Source organism: Blautia sp. An249, assembly GCF_002159835.1.
In the GTDB taxonomy this organism is placed as follows: Bacteria; Bacillota; Clostridia; order Lachnospirales; family Lachnospiraceae; genus Blautia_A; species Blautia_A avistercoris.
The window spans coordinates 91,487-114,704 of record NZ_NFJL01000006.1 but is presented as its reverse complement, the minus strand read 5'-3'; the positions used below and the strand labels follow the sequence as shown (position 1 = coordinate 114,704).

Sequence of the window (23,218 nt, the reverse complement as noted above, 5' to 3'; positions counted from 1 at the left end):
CCTTTCTACTCTTCTTCGTCAAGAGCATCTTCCAACTCTATCAAATCTTCATCGTCTTCATCAATATCTACAAGCTCTTCCCCTTCAAATTCCTGACGGGTATAGCCCATTCTTCCGAAATCTTCATCATCCCGGTTTCTTCTGCTTTCGCCTTCGATAATGTGATTCAGATTGGTATCGCCGTAATCTACGGTTTCCATAATTTCCACTTCTGTCTGGTCTTCTTTTAAGACTCTTACATCCAGACCCAGAGACTGAAGCTCTTTCAGAAGTACTTTAAAGGATTCCGGAATACCAGGTTCCGGGATATTATCCCCTTTAATAATTGCTTCATAAGTTTTCACACGTCCTACCACGTCGTCGGATTTCACAGTAAGGATTTCCTGCAGGGTGTAGGATGCGCCATAGGCCTCCAGCGCCCATACTTCCATCTCTCCGAAACGCTGGCCGCCGAACTGTGCTTTACCGCCCAGTGGCTGCTGGGTTACCAGGGAGTATGGACCGGTAGAACGGGCATGGATCTTATCGTCTACCAGGTGATGCAGTTTCAGATAATGCATGTGTCCGATGGTTACCGGGCTGTCGAAGTACTCGCCGGTACGTCCGTCGCGCAGTCTGACTTTTCCGTCTCTGGAAATAGGAACCCCTTTCCACAGGGAACGGTGGTCTTTATTTTCATCCAGATACTGCATCACGTCTTCTGCAAGCACATCTTTATATTTCTCACGGAATTCTTCAAAGTCTTCCGTATTTACGTAATCATTGGCAAGTTCCAGGGTATCCTGAATATCTTTTTCGTTTGCGCCGTCAAATACCGGAGTGGCGATGTTAAATCCAAGGGCTTTTGCCGCAAGACTTAAATGGATCTCCAGCACCTGTCCGATGTTCATACGGGAAGGCACGCCCAGAGGATTCAGTACGATGTCCAGGGGACGTCCGTTTGGCAGAAACGGCATATCTTCTACCGGGAGCACGCGGGAAACAACACCCTTGTTACCGTGACGGCCGGCCATTTTGTCACCAACAGAGATTTTTCTCTTCTGTGCAATGTAAATACGCACAGACTGGTTGACGCCCGGAGACAGTTCATCCCCGTTTTCTCTTGTGAACACTTTGGCATCCACAACGATTCCGTATTCTCCATGAGGAACTTTCAGAGAGGTATCCCGCACTTCACGGGCTTTCTCGCCGAAAATCGCTCTTAACAGACGCTCTTCTGCAGTCAGCTCGGTTTCTCCCTTAGGAGTTACTTTACCGACCAGAATATCACCGGCGCGCACTTCTGCACCGATACGGATAATTCCTCTTTCATCCAGATCTTTCAGGGCGTCGTCACCTACGCCGGGAACGTCTCTTGTGATCTCTTCCGGTCCCAGCTTGGTATCTCTGGCTTCTGCTTCATATTCTTCAATATGAACGGAAGTATATACGTCATCCTGAACCAGACGCTCGCTTAACAGAACCGCATCCTCGTAGTTATAACCTTCCCAGGTCATGAATCCGATCAGCGGGTTCTTACCCAGAGCCAGTTCTCCGTTGGAGGTGGAAGGACCGTCGGCAATCACATCGCCGGCTTCCACATGTTCTCCCTGGAATACAATCGGTTTCTGGTTATAGCAGTTGCTCTGGTTACTTCTCATGAATTTGGACAGATGATAGTTATCTCTGGTTCCGTCATCATTTTTAATGGTTATATCTGTGGAGGTGGAACGCTCTACTGTTCCGGCCTTTTTTGCCACCACGCATACACCGGAGTCTACCGCTGTCTTGGTTTCCATACCGGTTCCCACTACAGGAGCTTCTGTAATCAGAAGGGGAACGGCCTGACGCTGCATGTTGGATCCCATCAGCGCACGGTTGGCGTCGTCATTCTGCAAAAATGGAATCAGAGCCGTTGCCACGGAGAATACCATCTTCGGAGATACGTCCATGTAATCAAACATATGACGTTCGTATTCCTGAGTCTCTTCTCTGTAACGACCGGAAACGTTCTTATGAATGAAGTATCCGTTCTCATCCAGGGGCTCGTTCGCCTGCGCCACGTGGTAATTGTCTTCCTCGTCTGCTGTCATGTAAACAACTTCATCGGTAACTCTCGGGTTTTTCGGATCGCTCTTGTCAATCTTACGGTAAGGAGCCTCCACGAAACCGTACTGGTTAATTCTCGCATAAGAAGCCAGGGAGTTGATCAGACCGATGTTGGGACCTTCCGGCGTCTCAATGGGGCACATTCTTCCATAATGAGAATAGTGAACGTCTCGTACCTCGAATCCGGCGCGGTCTCTGGAAAGACCTCCGGGTCCCAGAGCGGATAAACGTCTCTTATGGGTCAGCTCTCCCAGAGGGTTGTTCTGATCCATAAACTGTGACAACTGGGAAGAACCGAAGAATTCTTTCACCGCTGCTGTCACCGGTTTAATGTTAATCAGGGACTGAGGAGAAATCCCCTCAATATCCTGAGTGGTCATTCTTTCACGAACCACACGCTCCAGTCTGGAAAGACCGATACGGTACTGGTTCTGAAGCAGTTCGCCTACGGCGCGGATACGACGGTTGCCCAGATGGTCAATGTCGTCGTCGTTGCCCAGGCCATATTCCAGATGCATATTGTAGTTAATGGAAGCCAGAATATCTTCCTTTGTAATATGCTTCGGAATCAGATCATGAATGTCACGTCTGATGGCTGTCTTTATATCCTCTAAATTGTCGTTTTCTTCCAGAATTTTTTCCAGCACAGGGTAATATACTAATTCTGTAACGCCCAGTTCCTTCGGATCCACATCCACAAAGCTGGTCAGATCCACCATCATGCTGGATAATACTTTAATCTTCCGTTCTTCTCCCTGGATCCACACGTAAGGTACGGCGGCATTCTGGATTTTATCCGCCAGTTCTCTGGAAACTGTGGTTCCTGCAGCCGCCAGGATCTCTCCTGTGGAAGCGTCTACCACGTCTTCTGCCAGATTGTGGCCTGCGATCCGGTTTCTGAGAAGAAGTTTCTTATTAAATTTATAACGTCCGACTTTAGCCAAATCATATCTTCTGGGGTCAAAGAACATCGCCATAATCAGACTTTCCGCGCTTTCTACTGCCAGAGGCTCGCCCGGACGAATCTTTTTATATAACTCAAGAAGGCCCTCCTGATAATTGGTGGCCGTATCTTTTGAAAAACTTGCTAAAATTTTCGGTTCTTCGCCGAATAATTCAACGATTTCCGCATTGGTTCCATAACCAAGGGCGCGGATTAAAACAGTAATAGGTACTTTTCTAGTTCTGTCTACACGTACATAGAACACGTCATTGGAATCTGTCTCATATTCCAGCCACGCACCCCTGTTGGGGATTACTGTGCAGGAATACAGCTTTTTACCAACTTTGTCATGGGCAATGGCATAATAAATTCCAGGAGAACGAACCAGCTGGCTAACGATGACACGCTCCGCACCATTAATGACAAAGGTTCCTGTCTCTGTCATCAGAGGGAGATCTCCCATGAAGATTTCATGCTCATTGATTTCTTCGGTTTCTTTATTAATCAGTCTTACCCGAACTTTCAAAGGCGCTGCGTAGGTTACGTCTCTTTCTTTACACTGCTCAATGCTGTATTTTGCATCAGCTTCGTCAAATGTAAAGTCAATGAACTCCAGGCTTAATTTTCCGCCGTAATCCGCAATCGGAGAAATATCATCAAATACTTCTTTGAGTCCTTCATCCAGAAACCACTGATAGGAATCTTTCTGGACTTCGATCAGGTTGGGCATTTCCAGGACTTCTTTTTGCCTCTGGTAGCTCATACGCATGCTTTTTCCAGTTTTTACAGAACGAATTCTGTTTTTTTCCATTGACGTTTCACCCCTGTTTTTCTTTATATTTATTTACAAATTGCAACTTTGGCTGCTTTGGCTGTCTGCTTTTTCATACAAAAAAGCACACCTCGCCATAATAGAGCATTTTCCATTATGCCATATTGTCAAGTGTGTGTCAAGACTAAACTTCCTGATTTCTCCATTTTCCGGGATGCATGGCTGAATAGTTACCATTTTCCGGAGCGGAGTTCCGGAAAGCCCATATACAAAACGTCCCGGAACCTGGAACTCCCCCGGTTCTGAGACGCTTTCTCGGTTGGTTATTAAATAAAAATGTATTTTAAAAGGAATAAGATCGCCAGAATATACATCAGCGGCGTAATCTTTTTCGCATTTTTGCAGGCCAGATTCACTACTACGTAGGAAATAACTCCAAGGGCAATTCCTTCGGAAATGCTGTACATAAAGGGCATTGCAAAAATTGCGATAAAGGCCGGAATGGCTTCCGGAAGATCTGTAAAATCAATCTTGGTTACCTGCTGCATCATTAAGAATCCCACGATTACAAGAGCCGGAGCTGTTGCAAAGGACGGAATCGTAAGGAAAATCGGAGATAAAAACAGCGCTCCCACAAAGAAGAGACCGGATACAATAGAAGTCAGTCCCGTTCTTCCTCCCTCAGCGATTCCTGAAGAAGATTCTACGAAAGTGGTAATTGTGGATGTTCCCAGGCAGGCTCCCACGGTGGTTCCCAGCGCATCTGCGAACAGTGCGCCTTTAATTCCCGGAAGTTTTCCGTCTTTGTCCAGCATGTTCGCCTTGGAAGCACATCCAATTAAAGTTCCCAGTGTATCAAACATATCCACAAACAGGAACGCAAACATAATAACAACAAAGTTCAGGAAATTCTCCGTGATATAGCCGAAATCCAGTTTTAAAAAAGTAGGCGCCACACTTGCCGGCATGGAAAAAATCCCGGAAGGAAGAAGGCTGTAGAAACCAGCTTCCGGATTGGGAACGTAAATTCCCGCAATCTGGCAGATAATTCCCAGAATCCAGGTGATTAAAATACCGATCAGAATATGTCCCTTCACCTGTTTAATTACCAGAATGGCTGTAATCAGGATTCCGATAAACGCCAGAAATACCGTGATTCCCTCTGAACTGAAGGTATCTCCCTGGATACTTCCTGCAAAAGAGAACATGGCGACTTTCGTGGATTCATCCAGCACAATCAGGTTCGCATTCTGAAGACCAATAAAGGTAATAAATAAACCAATTCCCACAGAAACTGCAATTTTCAGTGTTCCGGGAATTGCATTAAAAATTGCTTCACGCACATTTGTAAGAGAAAGAATGATAAAAATGATTCCCTCTACAAATACTGCTGTCAGCGCAATTTCCCAGGAAAGCCCCATTCCCAGGCATACCGTATAGGCAAAATAGGCGTTCAGTCCCATTCCCGCTGATAATACGAAGGGCAGATTTGCTGCAAAGGCCATAATAAAAGAAGCAATTGCAGACGCCACTGCTGTTGCAGTAAATACGGCTCCGGAGTCCATTCCTGCCGCCGAAAGCATACTGGGGTTTACCGCCAGAATGTACGCCATGGTCATAAAGGTGGTAATTCCCGCAATAACCTCTGTTTTTACATCTGTATGATGTTCCTTTAATTTAAAAAACTTCTCCATCTTGTTACTCCTCCCTCAGATTTTGTCTGTTTTTCAGACTTCCTTAAAACAAGGAAAAGGGGCTACTGCATTTTCTGCAATACCCCTTTTATCTTCATTGAAAGAAACCAGATTATTTAAGAGTAACTTTTGCACCCTGCTCTTCCAGTTTTCCTTTAATGTCTTCTGCCTCAGCTTTAGAAGCAGCTTCTTTCACTACCTTCGGAGCACCGTCTACCATTTCTTTTGCTTCTTTTAAGCCTAAGCCGGTAACTTCACGAACAACTTTGATAACTTTAACTTTGTTAGGACCAACTTCTGTCAGTTCTACATCGAATTCATCTTTTTCTTCTGCTGCTTCACCAGCGCCTGCGCCTGCTGCTGCAACTACAACGCCTGCTGCTGCAGATACGCCAAATTCTTCTTCACATGCTTTTACTAAATCGTTTAACTCTAATACGGATAATTCTTTAATTGCCGCAATAAATTCTTCGGTTGTTAATTTTGCCATTTTCAATTACCTCCATTTTTATTATCTTTTCTTTTTTCTTATTCTGCTGCAGGAGCTGCTTCTTCTCCCTTTGCAGCAATTGCTGCTTCCGCTCCGCCTGCTTCAGCAATCTGATTAAGCACACGAGCCAAGTTGGTAATCGGAGACTGGATGCTTCCAAGCAGTTTGCCCAGCAGTTCGTCTCTGGACGGAATGCTTGCCAGCGCCTGAATTCCTGCCTGATCGTTGTAGTTTCCTTCCACAACACCAGCAATGATTTCCAGTGCCGGATACTGTTTTGCATATTTTGCAAGGATTCTTGCCGGAGCAGTTGCATCGTCTGCAGAAACTGCCAGAGCATTTGTTCCTTCCAGATGTTTGGACAGGCATTCACAGTCGGTTCCCTTAAACGCAAAGTTCATCATTGTGTTCTTGTAAACCTTGTACTGAACACCAGCTTCTCTTAATTCCTTACGAAGAAGTGTATCCTGGGCTACGGTCAGGCCGCTGTAGTTTACAAGAACCACACTCTGGGCGTCTTTGACAGTATTTGCGATTTCTTCTACGATTGGTTGTTTAAGTTCTACTTTTGCCATGAAATGGTGCACCTCCTTATTCATTTATGACGTACACACGCACATTCGGAAATAAAAAACTCCCCGGATCCAAAGACACAGGGAGTGAAAATCATTCTCATAAAATCTGTAAGAATCATCTCTCCTCGGCGGGTGATTTCTCTTTATGCCTTCCGGCACCCACTGTCTTCGGCGTGATACGTTGATACTATAGCATTTCGGTATTTATTTGTCAACTGCTTTTCCGCAAAATTTTACTGATTCCCGCTCTTCCCAATTTGTGACCCCTTTTATTGCAGAAAGCGTCCCGGAACCTCCAAAGCAGAGATTCCGGGACGCTTTTCTTATTTTTATTCTTCCGTTGTGCCTTCTGTGGTTTCTTCTTCCGTATCTTCCGGCGCATCTCCGTCCAGAACACCTCCGGCTCCATCATCAATCTTGTCCGTGATGTCCGCATTTTCAATAATATAGTCGCAGACTCTCACTACGCCGACAGATTCATTTACAGAAGTTTCTCCGAACTGTTCTACTAACGTATTTATATCATCCACACCGTACTGTTCCAGCATTTCCGTTTTGACTTTCTCAGCAGCCTCGTCTGTTAAACTCAGTCCCTCTTTATCAATAATCCCCTGTACAATCAGGTTCTGTTTTACTTTATATTGCGCATACTGTTCGCACTGCTCATCCAGCTGCTCCTGAGTGGTTCCCTGAGATTCCAGGAATTCCTCCATCTCCATATTGGACTGTTTTGCATAAGACTCGATCAGACTGTTATAGTCTTCTTTCGCTTTCTGAAGATCCTCTGCCGGATATTCTTTCACTTCAGAAGCTTCTTCCACTGCGCTCCATGCACTGTTTCTTAAGTTAGCCAGGGCAGAATCCGTGGCGGCTTTTTCCATTTCACTTCTGACAGCCGCCTGATATTCCTTAACGGATTTATAGTCTGTATGGGCTTTCACCCAGTCTTCTGTCAGTTCTCCCGGCCGTTTGATGGAGTTTACCGTTACTTCAAAAACCACATCCTGGCCTGCCAGATCTTCCGTGGGATATTCCTCCGGGAATGTGAGGTTTAAGGAGCGGGTTTCTCCTTTCTTCGCTCCGACCAGCCCGTCTTCAAAGCCTTCGATAAAGGTTTCGCTGCCAATGGTCAGATCATAGTTTTCCGCGCTTCCGCCGTCAAACTCCTTCCCGTCTTTTCTTCCCACGTAGTTGATATTAACAATATCCTGATCCTGTACCTGGGCATCGGCATCGGTGACTTCTTCTGCGTTGGCCACCAGGTCACTTTCAATCTGGGCATTCACCTGATCTTCCGTAATCTCTTCCATCATCCGATCCAGTTTTAAGCCCTTATAGTTTCCGATTTTAATATATTTATCCACATCTTCCACTGAAACAAGTCTGGATGTGCTCTCTTCTGTCTCCTGACTTTCTTCTCCGTCCGCCGTGTTCTGGGTTTCCCCGGCCGTATCATCATTCGCCTGATTACTGCAGGCCGCTGCCGAGAACATCAGACAGGCAGTCAGAACTGCGAGCATTACTTTTTTCTTCATTCAGATACTCCCTTCAAATACTTTATGAGTGTTATATCATATTTTCTGTGAAAAAGAAAGTCTCACCTTACGATTTTACTGATATTTAAGATTTACATGGGCGGTACGGGAGTCGGTCTGGAAGCGTCGAAGACTTCCTGTGCATTGAATAAATCTTCCAGCATTTCCGGGTTATAGTACATCCGGTAGCCGTCCAGATTTCTTCTGCCCTGTCTTAAATATTCCCCTGTAATCTGTACCCAGTACTGACTGGAATCCACATTGCAGTAATACCGGTAACCCCGGCTCTTAAAATAAGCGTATTTGGGATTATCTGCCGCATAGTTCTCCCATCCTCCGATGTCCGCCCCAAAGGCAAAGACGATTACATCTGTTTTTCCCAGAATAGGAGCTACGTAAGCCTCCCATTTTTCATTGTCTGCCTGCAGGGTTTCTGCGGAATCAGAAGAAGCGTTTTTGTGACCCCAGGTATGGCTTCCGAATTCCCAGCCTTTCTCCTTCATGGCATCCGCCACTTCTTTTGCCGCCGCTACTTCCGCCTCGTAATCGAAGTCCGGATTTTCATCCAGGAATTTCTGCTGGAGTTCATCCAGATTTTCTCCGGTCTTATAGGCAATATCCGTCCGGTAGCCCAGCACGCCGTTATAGCCGGTCATAGCCAGAAGTCCTTTTCGCCCCTGATAAGAGAAATCAGGATGCTCCTTTACGAAAGTTTCAATCAGAGGAACCATATCGTAATCCCCTACTGATATGCTTCCGTCCTCTTCGATGTACTCGTTTTTAATATCTCCGTTTTCATCTATGACCAGTTTGCTGGCAAAGCCGTCTCCGTCCATATAATGATAATAACTTACGTCATCCTGGGAGAGTACAAAGGGTTTCTTATCCGGAGGCAGCATAATCTTTCCTCTGGACATGGTTCCGTCTTCATTTACCACAGCCATGTCATGGACGCTGACCATAACAAACCCCTTCTCATACATGGATTCTATAATCTTATTAAATTCATCAATGGTAGTCATTACCTGATTATAACCCGCCTCATCAGAATCCCCGTCAAAAGCTTTATCCACATCTTTTACCAGGGTATGGAAAAATACATGGGTTACTTCCTCCAGCGGATACTCTACACAGCCTGCTCTTTCGTTTTCATACTCAGTGACTGCCTCCTGCATCCGGCTGTCCGTTTCATACTCCGGCTGGCTCCGTAGAAGTTCTATGGCGCCGGTGTAGTCATACTGCATGGCCATCCTTTCGGCCTCTTTGAGAACGCCGTCATCCTCCTCTTCGGAAATCTCTGCCTCTTCTGCCGATGCTTCTGTTTCCTGTTCTTCTTCCTGCCGGGGTTTGCTCTGAAACTCAGGCACTTTCTGATTTTCATCTTTTTCCAGAGGATTATCTTCGGAAAACGGTAACAGGCCGCAGCCGTTAAGTAGTGTCAGAATACATACCAGCAGTACGATCACTGCCGCTTTTCTCTTTCTCATCTGCTTTATACCCCTTTCTTTTTCTGAATGTCCCCTCGTTTAGCTCATTTCCGGAACGGGCGTGGGCCTGCTCTTATCGAACACCTCGCTTACATTAAATAAATCCGACAACATATCCGGGTTATAATACATTCGGTATCCGTCCACATTTCTTCTCCCCTGCCGAAAATAGTTATCCCGGATCTGAACGAAATACTGACTGGAATCCACATTGCAGTAATAATCAAATCCTGCGCTCTTTAAATATTCAAATTTCTCTCCTGAATAATCCTCACTGATTGTAAGATCGGTGCCGAAAGCGAAAATGATAATGTTGGTACCGCCAATCAGGGGAGAAACATTATCCAGGAATTTCTGGGTGTCTTCCTGAAGTTTTTCCAGACTTACGTCTCCCACATTCTGATGGCCCCAGGTATGGCTGGCAAACAGCCATCCGCCCTCTTTCATTGCTTCCGCTACTTTTCTGGCCTCTTCCCTTTCTTTCTCCAGGTCAAAGTCGGGATGATTGTCTAACCATTCCACCTTATTTTCATCCAAATCTGCAGGACGTTCCTGATAGCTGATGTCCGTCCGGTATCCTAAAATCCCGTTATAACCGGTAAGCGCCACAATACCCTTAGCTCCCCGGTAAGAAAAGTCCGGATGCTCCTCCACGAACCGGTCAATCAGAGGAACCATATCATAATCTCCCACGGAAACGCTTCCGTCGTCTTCGATATACTCGTTTTTAATATCTCCGTTTTCATCTACAATCAGTTTGGTGGCATAGCCGTCGCCGTCCATATAATGGTAATAGCATACGTCATCCTGAGATAATACAAAAGGAATCTTGCCCGGTGGAAGCAAAATCTTACCCGGAACAATTTTCCCCTCATTTGCCTGGGCCATATCGTAAACGCTCACCATCACATATCCTTTATCATACATGGACTGGGTAATTTTATTAAACTCGTCAATGGTGGTCATTACCTGGTTATAATCGCCCTCTTTATAATCTCCGTCAAACGCTTTGGCAGGATCTTTAATTAACGTATGGTAAAAGATATGAGTCACCTCTTCCAGGGGCCACTCCACACAACTGGCCTTGGTCTCCTCATATTCTTTCACCTTTTTCTGCATCTCTTCATCCTTTTCATAATCCGGATCTTCTTTTAAAAGAGAAATGGCCTTATCATAATCATACATCTGCGCATGATACTCTGCGGTTTTCTTAACGTCTGCCACAGTCTCAATGGCGCCTCCGGTCTGTACGGTCCCTTTCTGCTGTTCCGTTCCGGAAGGAGCCTGGCTGTCTTTCCCTGACCTGACACAGCTTCGGATACCTGCAATTCCTGCTATAAGCGCCAGAATCAGAACCAGCGCGCAGGCGCCTAAAATCATACGGGTTTTGCGAATCTGCTTCTCTCTTAGTTCTCTCCGCTTCTGAATCCGCTGTGCCCGCCATTGCTCCCGTTCTTCCTCTGACATTTCATCCAGCATTTTTCTCTTTTTTTCCAGTTTTTCTCTCTGTTCTGGCGTCAGTCTTCTCTGGCTTTTCCGGTCAGCCGTTCTCTCCTGTGTTTCCTTCCTTTTCATTTTTACTCCTCATTTTTCATTTCTATCACTTTTTCTGTGCCCGTCCTGCCGCTGTCACAAATTCCCCCGAATTTGTCGGATTTTGTCGGATAGAGTTATTATAACCTTTGTTATCTAGATTTTCCACTGTTTTTCATTTTATAATTGCCTTTTTCTGTAATTAATGCTAAAATAATTTCGCTATCTTCTCTTTCTTAAGAAGAGAAACTCAATAGTAATACATGTAGGATTTCTACACGGTTCGGGGAGGATGAATATGAAACTCTGGGTGGTACTTCTTATTATTTTAGTCATTCTGATCGCTGCCCTGATCGCCTTATATTTTCTGGGAAAAAGAGCAGAGAAAAGGCAGGCTGCACAGAAAGAACAGATCGAAGCGACAAAACAGACCATGTCTATGCTGGTAATTGATAAAAAAAGGCTTCCTTTGAAACAATCCGGTCTTCCGCAGATGGTCATTGACCAGACGCCGAAACTTATGCGCCGTTCCAAGCTGCCGATTGTAAAGGTGAAGGTAGGGCCGAAGATCGTTACCATGATTGCCGATGAGAAGATCTTTGAATTGATTCCTGTAAAGAAGGAAATCAAGGCAGAAGTCAGCGGACTTTACATCGTAGGCGTACGAGGACTAAGAGGTTCTTTAAACGCTCCGCAGAAGAAACAGAGCTTCTTCCAGCGGATGAAAAACCGCATCCAAAAATAAGAAAACAAAAGAAACGCCGTCTGTGCATACAGTTTTCGCTGCAGCACGGGCGGCGCTTTTTCCTATCATAAATATATTTTTATAACGTAAATACTCCCGGTTTCTTATCTTCAACTTCTATGGAAATCCAGCAGTCTGCCGCATGCTCATTATTAATCTCCAGAGCATATTCCACGTCTGCATGAATCCGGTCTTCCTCTTCCTGCATCTGAATATCTGTAGTGGAAATCCCCAGCTCCAACTGGCCGAAAGGCGTGGTATAGAATGTGATGTTCTTTTTCTTATGTTCAAATACCATATGTACATTGGTCAGGCCTTTTTTCCTGACCTCTACGCTGTCCGGCGACAGCTTAATATAATTCACGGACGGTTCCTGAAATCCTTCCATCAGCTCGTCATATCTCAGATAATGACTTCCATTCCGAAAATAATGTTTTCCTACAGTAACCACTTCCACAGGTTCCGGGGTGTCTTCCTCCCCCATGGCCTGAATCCCTTTTACACGGATAATAACGTCTCCTGTTGTCATAGTTTCCTCCAAATCCCCTGTTTTTTTTCGATTGTATCACCAATCCAGGGCTTCTGCAACCCACAATGACAACTCTGGTTTCTCTCCCTGATTCCCATTTGTCTCCGTTTCTGAGAAACAGTACCGGGGATAAAGTATCCCCCACCAGGCCAGAGCGTGAGGCATCTTCTCTGCCTCACAGGGATTCAGAAGAAATGCTGCCATAAAGGAAACCGCCAATGCAAGGACTCCTCTTCGTTTCCAGTCCTGTATCCACTTCACTTCTTCTGTCACTCCTTTGGCTTCTTTCCTTAAGTATTTCCATTATCTGGCTTATTTATACACTTAAACAGGCTCTAACTCCATGGTTCCCGAACCGGCTTTTACTTCCGGAAGGACCGGCAGCTTCCCCCAGCGATACCAGTTGTGATAGACCTCCCGTAAAGTGACCCCTTTACGCGCCCGGTCCCGGGGACGGTTTTCATAAATTCCTGTGAGATATTCTCCCACAGAAATCCCCTGACTTCCATTGTTTTCCATAAGCACATTTACATCATCACATTGAAATACATAGATGTCCTCTCCTATAAACCTCTCGTCTTTTAAGTAAGTCAGAAGTTCTCCCCACTTCTTCTCCTCAATCATCCGCTCTCCCAATACCAGCGCCTTCAGATGGCCCATATCCAGATATTTCTCCTGGGTGCGGTTATAGAGATTCCGGATTTCTGCAAAATCTTTTCCCTCCAGACTGAGAACTGTCCGGGATTCTCCTTCTCCCTGTTTCTCCTGGCCTGTGGCGCTTTGCATATCCGGCATCCCCAGAATCACCTGATAGCCTTCATCCGTGGCTTCTGCCGCCATAGCCATCGGATAGATCCTGTTTTCCGGTTCCACTCCCTGACAGCCTCCAAGAACTGTCATACCCAGAAGAAGCAGAACAGCAATTCCTGTTTTTTTCATATCGATTCACCTGTCTTTTCCCGTTTTTTTGTTCGTCTTCTTTTATATAAAAAGCCTGCAGCCACCTGGCTGAGAAGTCCCAGCGGCACAAATCCATACAGCAGAGCCGGAAAATACACCTCTCCCATGTTCCATCCCCAGATGCCCTCCAGAGAAAGAATCCATGCCAGAATCCACATCCAGAACCGGCCGCTGAATAAATGAGCCGACTCTAAAATCCGGTTCCCATAGTAAAACATACTGCCCACTGCAAACAGCAGGCTGTAAAGCAGAAAGGCCAGCCAGATCACATCAAACCGGGACAGCACGTCCCCGGGAAGATTCGCTCCTGCCAGCATAGGAAGGATGGGGTAAGTTTCTGCCATCATCCGATCCCAGCCGAAAACCGCGGGCAGAATCAAAAGGGCCGCCCCAAGAATGAAATCCAGCAAAGCAATACTAAAAAAGACAGCTCTTCCCGCACTTTGGGGGCGTTCCACATCCTTTAGCAGAAAGGGCAGAAGACTCAGGCCGAAAAATCCGGCAAAAACATAATACGTCTGCCGTCCCGTCTCCTTCCAGGAAAAGGCATCCGGGGCAGTTATCTCTTTCAGATAATCCGCCGATCCCTGGAACGCTCCTAAAACCAGCAGGAGAAGGACGCCGCCTAAAACAATTCCGCAGGTAACTTCAGCCATTCTGCCTCTTTTTTGCATTCCCATATGGCTTCCCAGACTTGTTACCAGTGCAGCCAGCAGACTGACCATCCAGGCCGGAACGCCCAGCAGAAGGCTCTCAGGCACCACTTTGCCAATGACCCACAGCAGATACGACGCTGTCAGAATCGTATATGCCACATAAAGAAGACCTGCCATTCTTCCCCGGAAACTGCCAAAGGTTTTCACCAGATCTGTATAACTGTCGGACAGACGGATTAAGAAAATGGTATAAATCCCCAGAATAAGCAGATTCACAACGGTTCCTGCCAGACCGGAAAGACCGAAAATCCCCTGGTTTCCCACCAGACAGAGAAGGAAGGGCCCTGCCAGGGCCAGTTGAATCTGTCTTCGAAGCTGTCTGTGGGAGATTCTGTTATTTTCTGCAAAATTCATTTCACCTGTCTCCTTTTTAAACGTACTCTTTCCTTATCCCGGGCAAACACAGGCCGGTTTACCATCTGCAAAAAAGGCATTCTGAAAATCCCGTCTCCCTGACCGCTCATAGGAGAACGCTTAACGAAGGGCATTAAATACGGAATATGGAAACTTAACAGCCCCGCCAGATGTGCAGCCACCAGATAGATCCCCAGAACAATCCCGTAAATTCCCAGAAAACCGCCTAAAAACAGGAACAGATATTTCAGCAGCCGAAAAGGCGCAGAAAATTCTTCGTTTGGGATAGCCAGAGAACCAAGAGCCGTAAGCGCCACTATCATGACTACAATGGGACTGACCAGATTGGCGCTGACCGCCGCGTCTCCGATGATCAGGCCGCCCACAATCCCGATGGCATTTCCCAGAGCTCCCGGAATACGTACTCCCGCCTCCCGAATCAGCTCAAAGGACAGTTCCAGAAATATCAGCTCCACAATACTGGAAAAAGGCACCCCTTCCCGGGCCTGGGCAAAGGATAAAATCAGGTTTGCCGGCAGTACCTGGGTGTGGAACCGGATAACTGCCAGATACAGCCCGGGAAATAAGGTGGCCGTCACCACCGCCAGATACCTGAGCGCCCTCAGAAAAGACACGATCTCAAAACGGTTATATTTATCTTCACTGGTCTGCAGGAAACTGTGAAAAGTCGTAGGCAAAAGCAGGGCTGCGGGAGAATTGTCGCATAAGAGCACCACTCTTCCGTTTAAAAGTTCCATTGCCGCCCGATCCGGACGCTCGGTGGTCTGAAACTGGGGAAAAGGTGAATACCATACCTCCTCAGTTAACTGTTCGATCATCCCGCTGTCTAATACGCCGTCAATTTCAAAAGAATTCAGACGGCTGCGGATGTCTGCGAGAAGTTCCGGGGAAGCCAGATCTTCAATGAATAAAAGCTGTACCATCGTATTGGATCGTACTCCCAGGGTGTGTTCCTCCACCTTCATCCGGGTGTCTTTGATTCGTTTCCGGATAAGGGCAGAATTAATCTTTACAGAATCGTTAAATCCTTCCTTGGAGCCCCGCAGCACTTTCTCCGTCTCCGCCTTGCTTACGGGCATGGCAGGATACCCTTTGCCTGCAATTTTTATGGCCCGGTCATAGCCATGCATAAAGAAAACAGCATTTCCCGCCAGCATGGCGTCCATGGCCTCTTCCATGGTGGCAAGCTCTTTTACATCAGAGATTCCCAGGCTGTTATTTTCCAGAAATTCTTTCATTTCCCCCGGGGAAACCTCCCAGAAATGGTTTATCAGTTTTCCGATAACGGAATCTTCCAGCATCATGTTGGAAACCGCCACTTCTATATAAACAGCAAGGCAGGAAACTTTCTCTTCTTCTCCCAGTTTCATGGGACGGATAATAATATCTGCACAATTTTCACATTTCTTCCGGATATAAGACTCATTCATCCAAATCTTCTCAGATACCGGTGTCTTCTGCTCCATAAGCTTTCTCCTTTTTTCCATAATCAAAAGAGACGGTGTCTTCACCGTCTCTTTTAGGATATGCCAAAATCTGTTTCTTATTCCTCTTCCCCATGTATGGTCCGGATAATGGCTCTTCTCTGATTTTCAATATGGATGCTGGTCATGCGGCAGGCTTCTTTCATATCTTTTCTGCAAATGGCCTGATACATCTCATCATGCTCGTTTGCCAGCTGGTTGCGGGTCTGTTCATCCTTTAAATACTCAATCCGGTAGCGGTAAATCTGCTCCCGCAGATTATTCAGCATCTGAATCAGCCTCTTGTTTCCCGACGCCTGATAAATGATCTCATGAAAATTCACATCTGCTTCCGCCAGCAGCGTCAGATCTCCGGTTTTCATGGTCTCTCTGAATTCCTCTCCCGCCTTTTTCAGCTTTTCCAACTGTTCCTGGTCCATACGTTTGCAGGCTTTCTCGATGGCCATAATCTCCAGTCCCAGGCGAACTTCCAGCACATCATTCAGGTCTTCCTCTGTAATATTGGCTACCATGGCTCCTCTGCGGGGAATCATGACTACCAGTCCTTCCTGGCCCAGTTTATGAATAGCCTCCCGGATAGGCGTACGGCTGACCCCCAGCCGCTCTGCCAAAGCGATCTCCATCAGACGCTCCCCGGGCTTTAATTCTCCTTTTAAAATCGCCCTGCGGAGGGTGTTAAAAACCACATCCCGAAGAGGCAGATATTCGTCCATATGTATTGTAAAATTGCTCATCGTCTCCGTACCTTCCTTTATTTATCGTCCCGTCCCCGGAAATATCTGTGTGGCAAATACCGTTTTGGCCAGCCGGCTTTTCCTTAATTCCTCACAGGCCTTCTGCAGCGTATCCTCCCGGTCGAAAATGCCGAATACCGTAGGGCCGCTTCCGCTCATCACCGCCTTAAGGGCTCCGTGAGTCATCATGCAGTCTTTAATCCTGGCAATTACCGGATACTCTTTTACAATGCCCGGTTCAAACACGTTTTCCATCCTGGGGATCAGACTGTATAGATCGCCCTTCTGTATATCTCTTACCATCCCGTCTATATCCGGATGATGAGAAATTTCTTTTAAATTCAGCTTTTCATAAGCCATTTTCGTGGATACATTAATCCCCGGTTTTCCAATTAGAATATAGCAAAAAGGCAGGGACGGCAGAGGCGTCAGCTTTTCCCCGATTCCCTCTGCAAGAGCCGTGCCTCTCATAATACAGTAGGGCACGTCTGCGCCGATTCGGACGGCCCGTTCCATTAAATCCTTCTCTGAAAGGCCCAGTTGAAACAGACGGTTCATCCCCACAAATGCCGCAGCAGCATCAGAACTTCCTCCAGCCATGCCTGCAGCCACCGGAATAAATTTCTCTAACTCCAGATTCACTCCCTCCTGAATCTGAAATTCCTCCCGCAGAAGCTCTACTGCCTGATATACCAGATTTCTTCTGTCTGTGGGAATATAGGGCAGATTTGTCTTCAGAGAAACTTCACCTTTTTTCGACTTTTCCATGGTTAATACATCATACATCTGTATGGTCTGCATAATCATGCGGACTTCATGATAACCATCCGGCCGTTTCCGAAGCACATCCAGTCCCAGATTAATCTTTGCCATTGCCCTTAACCGCATTGCCTACCTCCAATTATCTTTTGTACTTTGTTTTTTGTATACAGTTTTCATTATAGCACAGCCTCTTTTAACTTTCCACCTTTTTCACCAAAAGCAGGGGCTGATAAGGTTTGATTTCTTCTTCCTGCAGATCGTTGAGGCGGCAAATCTGCTCCACCGTTGTATAGAATGTTTTCGCTATATCCCAGAGAGTATCTTTGGGCTGTACAATGTATACGGTAATCCCGGGCATATTCTGAAGTTTCTCCTGATCCAGGGGCTGTTGGATGATTTCTTCAATAATTTTTTCTCTGTCCTGACACAGCACCAGCAGATTCAGGCTCAGGGCCGCTTTCACCTCGATTTCGTCGCTGTCTACCATAGTTGTGGACAACTGTTCCAGATCCGTCCGCAGATGGTAGACACACTGTTCGGTTATTCCCACAGCCTCCACTGTATGGCTGAATGGAATCATAGCCTCCATGGAATAGAAAGGCATATCGTCATTTCCTATAATATAGAGAACTTTTACCTGGACAACTCCCTCTACCTGGATCCCGTTTTCCACAATTTTCGTTTTATCCACTTTGATTTTCCCCTGGCTGTGGCAAATCTGCAGGATTTTGCCCTGGGTCTCTTTCATGGGAATCCGGTCGTTTAACCGGCATTTCGAGAAGTTTCGTACCAGAAGACTTTCCAGTACTTCTTCCCTTCCCTGAGGAATGCATTCTGCCAGAGGAGTATAAATATCCAGCAAAATCTCATGCTCTTCTTCCCTGTAGAGTCTGATGTCCATTTCCAGCACAGCCTCTGCCGTCAAAAGCCTCTCCTCTCCGTCCGCATCCGGTTTGACCTCCAGACTCTGCTGCATGACTGTAGTTTCTATGTTGGGAATCAGATCGGAAGTACATTCTTCACATTCTGCCTGCGCCTGGAAGGGCCGGGCATATTCCAGCCACTGCAGGGGGTTCCCCTCTTCATCCCCGGCGTAAAGGGCGAAGACAAACAGCTCTCCTTTTACCTCCAGGGCGTGTTCTCCCGGCCGGATTTCCAGCCCCCGCACTTCCATGGTGCTCCAGAGAATCTCAGATATGTTGGGCTTATTAGACGCAAGGGTAATCTCTTCTTTGATCCGTATGGTATCCTTTTTATGGACCACAAGGCCTAACAGACGCATCTTCTTTTTCTTTTCCGAAACATTTTCCTCGTCCGTTTCCACGGGAAGCATCAGAGTTTTCGGCTCCTCCACCAGCGCATAAAAGCTGACAATGGCTTTAATATTCATTTTCCTGGAGTTAATCACATGCAGGCTGAGATCTTCGATTTCCCATTTCAGGCACATTTTGTCTCCGCTCTCCATCCCGTCCAGGTTCAGGGTTTCTTCTATGGGCAGACGGGCCGACAGACTGTATACTCTTCCTTCCTCCTCTCCCACATAGAGCAGGTCCACGCCCAGCTCTCCTTTCACATAGGCGTGATTTTCCATCAGCCTGACTTCTTCTACCCGGACTTCTCCCTTGCTTTGTATCATCCGTCCGATGTCCGGTTTCACATCCGGCACATTATAATCTTCGTCAAAGGTAAGCTGGGTAGACGCTCTGCTTTTTTCCCGGAGCATTTGAATTCTTTCTTTTTTTAATTCCATATAACCTCTCCTTTACCATCTGTTATTGAAATTGCACCGGCTCTTCCCGGTAGGAAATCTTCACAACAATGTACGGATAGGACGGCTCGCTGCTTTTCTTCTCTTCCTGGGAGGGCCCCATGAGTCTGGTAGAAAAGAAAACGGCAGTTTCCGACACAGACAGCTCCTCTATCCGGATACTGTATCCCCCTGTCATTTGCCGGCCGTATCCCTTTATCAGATACAAAAACTCTTCATTTTGATACACCATCTGAAATTCGTTTTCTTTTTTCTGCTGAATAAGCTCTTTGATCTCCCGGGGCAGCGCTTCCTCCTGCACTACCTCATATTCCAGATCCTGCTTATTTCCTTCCTCTACCCTTATCACGCGGCAGCCGGCGAGACAAAAGACGAGAACTGCCGCCGTCAGAAGAATCCGGCTGATTTCTTTCATTCTGGCACCTGTGTTTTTTCTCTTATTTCTATTCTATGAGAGGGCAAAAGATTTATTGCAACTTTTTTCTGTTTTCCGTATAATGGTAATAGTCTAATTGAGAAAGGTATGAGCCCTATGTTTCGTTTTATTCTTGTTTGTATTACAGTCATCGGATTTCTGATTTTATCCATTCCCATTCTTGTGGGAGAGTGGATCGTGGGAAAATTTTCTCCCATGAAAAAGGATCTCAGTTCCCTCCATTTAATTCAGTTTATGTTCCGGTTTATCCTGCGCATTACCGGAATCACAGTTACAGTCATAGGAGAGGAAAATGTTCCCACAGAGGAGCCTGTATTATATATCGGCAACCACAGAAGTTTCTTCGACATCCTTCTGACCTATTCCCGGTGTCCCCGCAGAACGGGATACGTGGCCAAATACGAAATGCTGCACATTCCCCTGCTTTCCCGGTGGATGAAGTACCTTCACTGTCTGTTTTTAAACCGTAAGGACATCAAACAGGGGCTGCAGACCATCCTTACTGCTGTGGAGAAGATTAAAGAGGGCATTTCCATCTGCATTTTCCCGGAGGGAACCCGCAATAAACAGGAAAGCGAGCTGGAACTTCTTCCTTTCCATGAGGGAAGCTTCAAAATCGCCACGAAGACCAATTGTCCCATCGTCCCCATCGCCATGACCAATACGGCAGAAATTTTTGAAAGCCATTTTCCGAAAATCACCCCCTGTCATGTAATTGTGGAATACTGCAAACCCATTTACCCCCAAGATCTGGATAAGGATGCCCGCAGACGGCTGGGCGCTTATACCCGGTCTGTGATTTCCGATACCCTGAAAAAGAATCAGGCGCTGCTTAAGGAGGAGCCGATTTGAAAAAGGAACGCATTTTTTATCTGGACTTTATACGTGCCCTTTCTATTTTCCTTGTGGTGATCTTTCACTTTAATATCCGCTACCGGCTTTTAAACCCCGACGGAGCCTCATATTTTATCGGCCCGTCGGAAATTTTAGGTTTGGAGCCGGGGCACCTTGGGGTGTCCCTTTTTCTGATTGTTTCCGGGGCGTCTCTGATGTACACCTATCAGGAAAACTTTCACTTAAAGGATTTCTTCCGCCGCCGGTTTCTGGCCATCTATCCCATGTTCTGGCTGGCTTATGCCGTTGCGGCTGTTTTTACGGTGCTGACCCGGGGCTTTCGCCAGGAAGTTCCCCTTTACCGGTTTCTCTATACGATTATGGGAATGGACGGAATCGCCCACTCGGTAGTCCCCACCTTTTATCTGCTGGGAGAATGGTTTCTGGGACTTATTATCCTGTGTTACCTTCTTTTCCCTCTGCTTTTAAAGGGGATGAACCGGCATCCTGTTATTCTGGCCTGTCTGGCGGTTTCCGTATACCTTCTCTTTGCTTTCTGGTATCCCTTTTCCCTGCCGCAGAATTACTTTTTACCGGTAAGGATCCCGGAATTCCTCTTCGGAATGTACTTTATCCGTTACTGGAAAAAAATCTCCCTCCGGCAGGCCGGTCTGGCTCTGGCAGGAGCTGTAATTTTCAGCCTCCCCCAAACTGAAGCGCCTCTGGGAATGGAAATGCTTAAAATTCCACTGGCAGGGGTCTTCTGCTTTCTCATACTGGCCTGGATTGGGGAACAGATAACACAGCCTTCCCTCAGAAAGGTTTTCTCTGTGGGAGCCCGGTATTCTTATGCAGTCTGCCTTGTACATCATGTAGTGCTTACTCAGATTTTAACCTGGATTCCCCTGGAAGATGCCTCTTATATAAAATTCTGCGGCGTCTTCCTTCTCACTCTTCTTGTAATTGCAGCAGGTTCTTTCTGTCTCTGTCAGATAAACAAGTTTCTTCTCTCTTCTTTCACTTCCAAAGGCGCTAAAAACTCTTCCTACAATGTGTAGGAAGAACGCCTTCTGATTCCAAATAGTTTGTGGTATTTCCTCCTGCCCCCTCCTCTGATACAATAAAGTCAGAATTCAGATCGTGATAGTAATGTAGGAGGTTTAACATGATTATAATTGGAGAAAAAATCAATGGTTCCATTCCTTCCGTGGCAAAAGCCATTGCGGAAAGAGATTCCGAATTTATTAAAGAGCGTGCCAGAATACAGGCAGCAGCAAACGCCACATTCATCGACTGCTGTGCTTCTGTACCGGAGGCCGAAGAAGCAGAAACCCTGAAGTGGATGATTGACTGCATTCAGGAAGTTACCGATCTTCCCATCTCTGTGGACAGCCCAAGCGCAGACGTTCTGACTCAGGCTTATAAATTCTGTAAACGCCCCGGTCTTTTCAATTCTGTATCCGGCGAGGGAGATAAAATTGATAAAATCTTCCCGATTATGGCTCAGGAAGAGAACAAAGACTGGCAGGTCATCGCCCTGCTGAGCGACGACACCGGAATCCCCAAGACGGCAGCCGACCGTCTCCGCGTATTCGATAAGATTATGGCAAAGGCAGAAGAATATCACATCTCCCCCAGCCGTATCCATATTGATCCGCTGGTAGAGATGCTCTGTACATCCGAAGACGGAATCGCTTTAAATACAGAAGTGATTTCCACTGTCCGGAAACGCTATCCGTCCATACATATTACTGCGGCAGTCAGCAACATTTCCTTTAACCTGCCTGTCCGGAAACTGGTAAACCTGGGCTTTACAGTTCTGGCCATGAATGCCGGTCTGGACAGCGCCATCCTGGATCCCACCAACCGGGATATGCTGGGATTAATCTACGCTACAGAAGCTCTTTTAGGACTGGACGACTATTGTATGGAATACATCGGCGCTTACCGGGAAGGATTAATCGGACCGGTTAAGAAATAAAAAACGAACCCTGTGCGGCAGGCCCAGCCACCCTTCCGCCGGAAAATAAAAAATGAGTGCAAAGGAAACATTAAGGAGGAATTAGTTATGAGTAAAATTCAGACAGTAGCAGACACCATTATCGCAGGAAAAGCAAAATTAGTAGGAGGTCTTGTTCAGGAAGCTCTGGACGAAGGCTGTGACGCAGCAGAAGTCCTCAATGCTATGATTGACGCAATGGGCGTTGTTGGTGAAAAATTTAAAAATAACGAGATTTTCGTTCCGGAAATGCTGGTTGCCGCACGTGCAATGAAAAAAGGCGTTGAAGTGCTGAAACCTCATCTTGCTTCAGGAGCTGCCGGATCTGCCGGAAAGATGATCCTGGGAACCGTTGCCGGAGACTTACATGACATCGGCAAAAACCTGGTTGGCATGATGATTGAAAGCGCCGGTTTTGAAGTTATTGATTTAGGCGTAGACGTTCCTACAGAGAAATTCATCGAAGCAGTGAAAGCAAACCCGGACGTTAAGATCGTAGGTCTGTCCGCACTGCTTACCACAACCATGCCGGCTCTGAAAGATACGGTTGCTGCTTTAAATGAACAGGATTTCCGCAGCAATATTAAGATTATGGTAGGCGGCGCACCGATTACTCAGGAATTCGCAGATGAAATCGGAGCAGATGCTTATACACCAGACGCTGCTTCCGCTGCTCAGAAAGCGAAAGAACTGGCTGCTTAATCATGCAACCTCAGTTGTTGTAGAATTCTATAGAAATCCTTACAAGGAAAGGGCTGC

At 46.5% G+C, this 23,218-nt stretch carries 21 protein-coding genes and 1 other annotated feature; of the genes, 5 read left to right on the top strand and 16 right to left on the bottom strand.

The genetic code is table 11. The features are described 5' to 3' along the window. Positions 1 to 5: 5 nt before the first annotated feature. The 7 genes from rpoB to B5F53_RS07650 form a co-directional block, all read right to left on the bottom strand. Complete coding sequence (gene rpoB, locus B5F53_RS07680) at positions 6 to 3,842, bottom strand: DNA-directed RNA polymerase subunit beta (protein ID WP_087222029.1); 3,837 nt, start codon at positions 3,840 to 3,842, stop codon at positions 6 to 8. Positions 3,843 to 4,129: 287 nt separating this feature from the next. Further along, positions 4,130 to 5,497, bottom strand: a complete 1,368-nt coding sequence (locus B5F53_RS07675; protein WP_087222027.1) for an NCS2 family permease — start codon at positions 5,495 to 5,497, stop codon at positions 4,130 to 4,132. A gap of 112 nt (positions 5,498 to 5,609) precedes the next feature. After that, a complete protein-coding gene (gene rplL / locus B5F53_RS07670) occupies positions 5,610 to 5,987 on the bottom strand; it encodes a 50S ribosomal protein L7/L12 (RefSeq protein WP_087222025.1) in 378 nt (125 codons plus the stop codon). Positions 5,988 to 6,025: 38 nt separating this feature from the next. Further along, entirely contained in the window at positions 6,026 to 6,562 is a 537-nt protein-coding gene (gene rplJ / locus B5F53_RS07665) for a 50S ribosomal protein L10 (protein WP_087222023.1), read from the bottom strand. A gap of 43 nt (positions 6,563 to 6,605) precedes the next feature. Beyond that, positions 6,606 to 6,752: a sequence feature (ribosomal protein L10 leader region), on the bottom strand. A gap of 139 nt (positions 6,753 to 6,891) precedes the next feature. Further along, positions 6,892 to 8,097: a trigger factor gene (gene tig, locus B5F53_RS07660; RefSeq protein WP_087222021.1), complete on the bottom strand. Its 1,206-nt coding sequence runs from the start codon at positions 8,095 to 8,097 to the stop codon at positions 6,892 to 6,894. A gap of 92 nt (positions 8,098 to 8,189) precedes the next feature. Next, the gene (locus tag B5F53_RS07655) at positions 8,190 to 9,584 is read right to left on the bottom strand and encodes a polysaccharide deacetylase family protein (RefSeq protein WP_087222019.1); all 1,395 of its coding nucleotides are present in this window, start codon (positions 9,582 to 9,584) and stop codon (positions 8,190 to 8,192) included. Positions 9,585 to 9,623: 39 nt separating this feature from the next. Continuing rightward, complete coding sequence (locus B5F53_RS07650; RefSeq protein WP_242970266.1) at positions 9,624 to 11,159, bottom strand: polysaccharide deacetylase; 1,536 nt, start codon at positions 11,157 to 11,159, stop codon at positions 9,624 to 9,626. 256 nt (positions 11,160 to 11,415) lie between these two features. Here B5F53_RS07650 and B5F53_RS07645 point away from each other — a divergent pair, with 256 nt between their 5' ends. Beyond that, positions 11,416 to 11,862, top strand: coding sequence for a hypothetical protein (locus B5F53_RS07645; RefSeq protein WP_087222017.1), 447 nt, complete (start codon positions 11,416 to 11,418; stop codon positions 11,860 to 11,862). 79 nt (positions 11,863 to 11,941) lie between these two features. Here the strand turns inward: B5F53_RS07645 and B5F53_RS07640 are convergent, their stop codons facing one another. From B5F53_RS07640 to B5F53_RS07600, 9 genes are all read right to left on the bottom strand, one after another. Further along, positions 11,942 to 12,391, bottom strand: a complete 450-nt coding sequence (locus tag B5F53_RS07640) for a DUF1934 domain-containing protein (RefSeq protein WP_087222015.1) — start codon at positions 12,389 to 12,391, stop codon at positions 11,942 to 11,944. A gap of 36 nt (positions 12,392 to 12,427) precedes the next feature. Continuing rightward, a complete protein-coding gene (locus B5F53_RS07635; RefSeq protein ID WP_140398223.1) occupies positions 12,428 to 12,652 on the bottom strand; it encodes a hypothetical protein in 225 nt (74 codons plus the stop codon). Positions 12,653 to 12,715: 63 nt separating this feature from the next. Next, positions 12,716 to 13,330 carry a Ger(x)C family spore germination protein gene (locus tag B5F53_RS07630; protein WP_087222011.1) on the bottom strand — a complete coding sequence of 205 codons (615 nt, stop codon included), beginning with the start codon at positions 13,328 to 13,330 and terminating at the stop codon, positions 12,716 to 12,718. Beyond that, entirely contained in the window at positions 13,327 to 14,421 is a 1,095-nt protein-coding gene (locus B5F53_RS07625; RefSeq protein WP_087222010.1) for a GerAB/ArcD/ProY family transporter, read from the bottom strand. Before B5F53_RS07625 ends, B5F53_RS07630 begins: the two co-directional genes overlap by 4 nt. After that, entirely contained in the window at positions 14,418 to 15,908 is a 1,491-nt protein-coding gene (locus B5F53_RS07620; RefSeq protein WP_087222008.1) for a spore germination protein, read from the bottom strand. Before B5F53_RS07620 ends, B5F53_RS07625 begins: the two co-directional genes overlap by 4 nt. A gap of 77 nt (positions 15,909 to 15,985) precedes the next feature. After that, complete coding sequence (locus tag B5F53_RS07615; protein ID WP_242970265.1) at positions 15,986 to 16,660, bottom strand: GntR family transcriptional regulator; 675 nt, start codon at positions 16,658 to 16,660, stop codon at positions 15,986 to 15,988. 21 nt (positions 16,661 to 16,681) lie between these two features. Next, positions 16,682 to 17,548 carry a 4-(cytidine 5'-diphospho)-2-C-methyl-D-erythritol kinase gene (ispE, locus tag B5F53_RS07610; protein WP_087222006.1) on the bottom strand — a complete coding sequence of 289 codons (867 nt, stop codon included), beginning with the start codon at positions 17,546 to 17,548 and terminating at the stop codon, positions 16,682 to 16,684. A gap of 67 nt (positions 17,549 to 17,615) precedes the next feature. Next, complete coding sequence (locus B5F53_RS07605) at positions 17,616 to 19,172, bottom strand: DUF3794 and LysM peptidoglycan-binding domain-containing protein (protein WP_087222004.1); 1,557 nt, start codon at positions 19,170 to 19,172, stop codon at positions 17,616 to 17,618. Between the two features lie 22 nt (positions 19,173 to 19,194). Next, positions 19,195 to 19,605: a protease complex subunit PrcB family protein gene (locus tag B5F53_RS07600; RefSeq protein WP_087222002.1), complete on the bottom strand. Its 411-nt coding sequence runs from the start codon at positions 19,603 to 19,605 to the stop codon at positions 19,195 to 19,197. A gap of 117 nt (positions 19,606 to 19,722) precedes the next feature. Between B5F53_RS07600 and B5F53_RS07595 the strand changes: the two genes are divergently transcribed. The 4 genes from B5F53_RS07595 to B5F53_RS07580 all read left to right on the top strand — a co-directional run bounded on the left by B5F53_RS07595 (position 19,723) and on the right by B5F53_RS07580 (position 23,161). Further along, positions 19,723 to 20,478, top strand: coding sequence for a lysophospholipid acyltransferase family protein (locus B5F53_RS07595; RefSeq protein WP_087222000.1), 756 nt, complete (start codon positions 19,723 to 19,725; stop codon positions 20,476 to 20,478). Next, on the top strand, positions 20,475 to 21,518 hold the full coding sequence (locus B5F53_RS07590; RefSeq protein WP_087221998.1) for an acyltransferase family protein: 1,044 nt from the start codon (positions 20,475 to 20,477) through the stop codon (positions 21,516 to 21,518). The genes B5F53_RS07595 and B5F53_RS07590 overlap by 4 nt, the downstream gene beginning before the upstream one ends. 107 nt (positions 21,519 to 21,625) lie before the next feature. Next, positions 21,626 to 22,441 carry a methyltetrahydrofolate cobalamin methyltransferase gene (locus B5F53_RS07585; protein ID WP_087221996.1) on the top strand — a complete coding sequence of 272 codons (816 nt, stop codon included), beginning with the start codon at positions 21,626 to 21,628 and terminating at the stop codon, positions 22,439 to 22,441. An 87-nt stretch (positions 22,442 to 22,528) separates the two neighbouring features. After that, positions 22,529 to 23,161 carry a corrinoid protein gene (locus tag B5F53_RS07580; RefSeq protein WP_087221994.1) on the top strand — a complete coding sequence of 211 codons (633 nt, stop codon included), beginning with the start codon at positions 22,529 to 22,531 and terminating at the stop codon, positions 23,159 to 23,161. Positions 23,162 to 23,218: the final 57 nt, after the last annotated feature.